Source organism: Beijerinckia sp. L45, assembly GCF_009765775.1.
GTDB lineage: Bacteria > Pseudomonadota > Alphaproteobacteria > Rhizobiales > Beijerinckiaceae > RH-AL1.
Map to the genome: position 1 here is coordinate 23083 of NZ_LMUU01000228.1, position 4624 is coordinate 27706.

The 4624-nt window shown below is 61.1% G+C and carries 5 protein-coding genes; all 5 read left to right on the forward strand.

Annotated elements, in window-relative coordinates; genetic code table 11:
• Window positions 1-81 precede the first annotated feature (81 nt).
• A complete protein-coding gene (locus tag GSQ79_RS24180; protein WP_210253204.1) occupies window positions 82-606 on the forward strand; it encodes a helix-turn-helix domain-containing protein in 525 nt (174 codons plus the stop codon).
• Window position 607: 1 nt separating this feature from the next.
• On the forward strand, window positions 608-976 hold the full coding sequence (locus GSQ79_RS24185) for an antibiotic biosynthesis monooxygenase (RefSeq protein ID WP_158811320.1): 369 nt from the start codon (window positions 608-610) through the stop codon (window positions 974-976).
• Between the two features lie 28 nt (window positions 977-1004).
• Window positions 1005-2669 carry an FAD-dependent monooxygenase gene (locus GSQ79_RS24190; RefSeq protein ID WP_158811321.1) on the forward strand — a complete coding sequence of 555 codons (1665 nt, stop codon included), beginning with the start codon at window positions 1005-1007 and terminating at the stop codon, window positions 2667-2669.
• Window positions 2670-2889: 220 nt separating this feature from the next.
• Window positions 2890-3822 carry an alpha/beta hydrolase gene (locus tag GSQ79_RS24195; RefSeq protein WP_158811322.1) on the forward strand — a complete coding sequence of 311 codons (933 nt, stop codon included), beginning with the start codon at window positions 2890-2892 and terminating at the stop codon, window positions 3820-3822.
• A gap of 610 nt (window positions 3823-4432) precedes the next feature.
• Window positions 4433-4624, forward strand: a 192-nt coding sequence (locus tag GSQ79_RS30450) for a DUF2867 domain-containing protein (RefSeq protein ID WP_368669971.1), incomplete at its 3' end; no start/stop codon positions are given.

Genomic DNA, 4624 nt, shown 5'->3' on the forward strand with positions numbered 1-4624 from the left:
TAAGGCCCGATGCCAGCGCCATAGCATAATCCATAGATTGACAACATATTGTCGTCTTGACAGGCCTGGTCGATACCCCATATGGGTGCCATGAGCACCGAAGAGCCAATCATTCCTCATGATCCGACGCGGCTTCGCCAAGCCTGGACCAACCTCGTCATCGAAGTCTTCCGCCTGAACGGAGCCCTGCTCACCAGCGGGGACAGCCTGGTGAGCGACCTCGGACTGACGAGCGCACGATGGCAGGTGCTGGGCGCCATGGCCCTTTCGCCCCTTCCGCTCCCGGTCGCTCACATCGCGCGCAACATGGGCCTGACCCGGCAGGCGGTGCAGCGGCTGGTGGATGAAATGCGGGCTGAAGGCTTGGTTCGTCTTGAGCCAAACCCACACCACCGACGCGCCATGCTGGTCGTGACGACGGAGTCCGGGGACGCGGTCTATCGCGCGGCAAGCGAGCGACAGGAACGATGGGCGGAGGTTCTGACGTCGGGACTACAGGCCGCGAAGTTCGAGGCGGCAGGCGCGCTGATGCGCGAGATGCGGGGGCGGCTCGACGAGAAGGAGACCCCAGCATCGAAAAACCAACCACAGACCGAAGGAGCCTAAGATGCCCAATTTCATTGAGATGGATAAGACGGTGACGTTGGCGGACCAGTTGAAGGACGATGGCGGATCCGTCGTCTTGATCAACACGTTCATCGTTCCGCCAGCAGACGCCGAAGCTCTGCTCGCCGCCTGGACCGCGGATGCGGAGGTGATGAAGCGTCAGCCCGGCTTCCTGTCCACCCAACTGCACCAAGGCATCGCCGGCAGTAGCGTCTTCCTGAACTACGCGGTCTGGGAAAGCGTAGGCCAGTTCCAAGCGGCGTTCGCCAATCCCGAGTTCCGAGCACGCCTATCGAATTATCCTGAGAGTGTGTCGGCGAGCCCGCATCTGTTCCGGAAGGTTGCCGTACCCGGCATCTGCGCGGCCTGACCTGCACTTTCCCCCGCACGAGGTATTCATGTCTGAAGGCACGAAATCCGAGCCGTTCGACGCCGACGTCATCATCGTCGGCGGCGGTCCCGTTGGCCTGACCACGGGCTGCGCGCTGCGCCACCACGGCATCGAGTGCATGATCCTGGAGGAGCGCACGGGATTGCAGGCCTACTCGCGCGCAAACAATCTCTGGGCGCGGCCGCAGGAGCTCCTGGCTGGCATCGGCTTGCGAGACGCCCTCGCCGAGCAGGCCTACCCCATCCGGCAGGTCAACTTCTCGATGAACGGCAAGCCCACGACGCCCATCAATATCGATGACGTGGCAAGTCCCTTTCCGCAGGTTCTCTACAGCGGCCAGGACGTGATTGAGAAGACCTTGGTCGAGACCTTCGAACGGCGGGGTGGCCGGTTGGCGCGTGGCCGTAAGGTAGTCGGCATCGCCCAGGACGACGGCGGCGTGAACGTCACCCTGACGCGTGGAGACGACGGCCCGGCGGAAAGCCTTCGCTGTCGCTACCTCGTGGCCGCTGACGGCGCCAAGAGCACGGTGCGCCCGTTATCGAATTTGGACTTCGAGCCCGACCGCTTCGAGGGTCGGATGAACCGTCAGGTCGACGCCAAGCTGTCTTGGCGGCGCTCGATGACGCCCGACCAACTCTGGTTCTTCTACTACGAGCGCGGCTTCTGTGGCGTGATGCCGGTCTGGGGCGGTTACCACCGCCTCTTCTTCCTGGCCGACGACGCGGGCGTGCCCGACCGCGACCCCACGCTCGACGAGATGCAGGCGGTCGCCCGTGAGGTGACGGGGGACGAGACGCTCACGCTAACCGACCCACAATGGCTTACGCACAGCCGCTTTCAATACGGCGTCTCGCCAGGCTACACGCGGGGACGTGTGTTCCTCGCCGGCGACGCCGGACACCTGTCATTGCCCATCGGTGGTCAAGGAATGAACGCCGGCCTGCACGACGCGGTGGAGATCGCTTGGCGTCTCGCCATGACGCTGCGAGGCGAGGCCGCGCCGATCGTGCTAGGCTCCTATGATGTCGAACGCGGCGGAGAGCACGCTCGTCTCAATGATCAACAGGCAAAGGGCTTTCGCCGCACGGTCTACCGCGGGTCGATCACGGACGCTGCACTTGGCCAGGCCATCAAGGCGTTTCCGGGTATCGGCGCCCTACTGCAAGGTACGGATGACCTGCAGCAGTTGTCCGTGAGCTACCGGAAAAGCCCCCTGAACGAGGATCATCTTTCTGGGCTGGCCCATATACTCCAAGGCGGGCCTAAGCCGGGCGAACGAGCCCCCGACGCGGAGGTAACCCACGCCGGAGAGACGACCTCGCTGTTCTCTTTCCTGTACAATCCGGATGGAAGGACGACGGGCTGGGCGCTGTTGTGTTTCGACGGCCGAGCGGCGAAATCCGGCGCCGCGCTACGCGCTGTGATCGAGGCCGTCGCCCACTGGGGTGCAGTGCGGCCGCGTCTCGTCCTCGCCACTTCCTTAACCGAGGCAGGAGACGTGCCAGTGCTATCCGATCTTGATGGAAAAGCACACGCGGCATACGGACTGGAGGGTCAGCCGGCCGTCGTCTTGGTACGCCCTGATGGGCACATCGCGTTCCGTGATACCGCAGACAGTCCGGATCGGCTGGCTGCATATTGTCGACGGATTTTCTCCACCCAGGCGTAGTCTTCGGATCAGGAAAATGAGTCGTCGACGAAGCCCGCTTTGCCGATGCCTATCCGTAAGCGGATGGGCAGAACCTCACCCATCAGAGCCGCTGACGTTATTTGTTGCTAGTTCGCCTCAAAGCAGATGACGCGCAATTTTTACGACCGAGACGTGCGATGCCGTCCGGCCGCATCATATCTTGTTTTGCGGAAATCGAGAGTTTGAAAAGGACACATACTTGACGGTCATTTTGCACGACAAGATCCATTTGCGTGATCGCGCGGCAGTGTTCGCGTTTCGTTGTCTGATGCCCCTGCAGAAGGAAAGCCCGCTCGGCCCTGAAGCCCGTGCAGGCTATGACAAGATGATCGCGCGGACGACCGGTGCGTCCGGCATATCTTATGAGGCGGATACAGTCGGTGGCGTGTCCGGCTGGTGGTGTTTACCAGTGGATCCCATCGGTACGGGCATAATCCTGTATCTCCATGGCGGAGGCTATGTTCTCGGATCGGCGCGCGCTTACCGACATTTTGTCGGGCAGATCGCCGCTCGGGCGCGGCTGCCAGCATTCGTCGCCGACTACGGGCTGGCGCCCGAACGGTCATTCCCAGCTGCCGTGAACGATGCGATGGCGGCTTACCGCGGGCTTGCCGACCTTGGGCATACCAGGATCGTCCTGACAGGCGATTCCGCGGGCGCCGGCCTTGCGCTGGTTTTGCTGGCGAAAGCGAGCCGGGACGCGTCATTACCGCGGCCCGCGGGCGCGATGGTCTTGTCTCCTTTGACTGACTTTGCGCTAACGGGAAGCAGCATCGAAAGTCTTGCTAAAGTCGATCCGGTGCTCAAGCGAAACGTCTTGGCGGAGATCGCCGCCATGTATCTCGGAGACTGCGATCCGCGCGCGCCCGATGCCTCTCCTCTGTACGGCGACCTGTCGAATTTGCCTCCGACGCTGATTCATGTGGGCGATTTCGAAATCCTGCTTGATGACAGTCTTCGTTACGCGGATCGCATGGATGCAGCAGGCGGGAATGTCGTCTTGCATGTGTGGCGAGGAATGCCGCACGTCTTCAGCATCTTCGTCGGCTTGCTGAAGTCATCTACGGAAGCCTTAGACATTGCGGGCGCCTTCATTAGACAGTTACCGTACGATGAGCCAGTCCCGTCATGAAGCTTACCAGAAGAACCATCCTAATAATCGGAGGCAGCAGCGGCAGCAGGCTGGATTGGCCGGGCAGTTGCTCGACCGGGGCAACGTCGTTGTGTTACCGGGCGCGGCGTCACCATGAACGGAAAGCGCAGCGCCGACACCGGACTGTTTGCGGCCGCACGAGCGGCGATCATACGGGCATGGGGTGCTCGGCATCGGGACGTGCGAGTCTTGCGGCGGGGGCCTGTTCCCAGAATTTCAGCCGCTGATCGCGATCGGCCCTATAGGGCCAAGCTTTCTGTAAGCCGGGCATCGAATCGCTCCGAGGGAGCCGTCAATTGCGGTTCGTTGTACCCGCGCATATTGTGGAAGCTCATGCCCGTCCATAAATTCAGATTCACGCATCGGTAGATAGTTGTGTGCTTGAGGCTGTGTTTTGTGCTAAAGATTAGCGCCATAAGTGGGCGTTCGCCGTACGAAGGTTCAAATCACCAGCGTATAGTCTGATCGTGGGTTGGTATCCTGGAGCATACGTACTCGAAACTACTTGACAGTTATACGGTCGAATACCACCAGCACCCGCCGAGAGCATGACTGCTTTAGCCGATCGCCTACTCGACGAAACACTAATGTGGTTCCGAACCCATATCGAGATACGGGACCCGGTCATGCAGTCTCTCGGGATCAAGACCATGAGGCAGCTACGCTAAGCTCGACGTCCGGAAGCCGAATAGACTTCTTTCCGGTATTTGAACAGCGACCAAACGAGATTGTGCTCGGTGGAAACGATAAGCACCTCGACTTCCACATGTCGCTTCTGCGC

Coding starts and splice junctions, on each gene's coding strand:
- GSQ79_RS24185 (WP_158811320.1), top strand. CDS start 608: ATGCCCAATTTCATTGAGATGGATAAGACGGTGACGTTGGCGGACCAG.
- GSQ79_RS24190 (WP_158811321.1), top strand. CDS start 1,005: ATGTCTGAAGGCACGAAATCCGAGCCGTTCGACGCCGACGTCATCATC.
- GSQ79_RS24180 (WP_210253204.1), top strand. CDS start 82: ATGGGTGCCATGAGCACCGAAGAGCCAATCATTCCTCATGATCCGACG.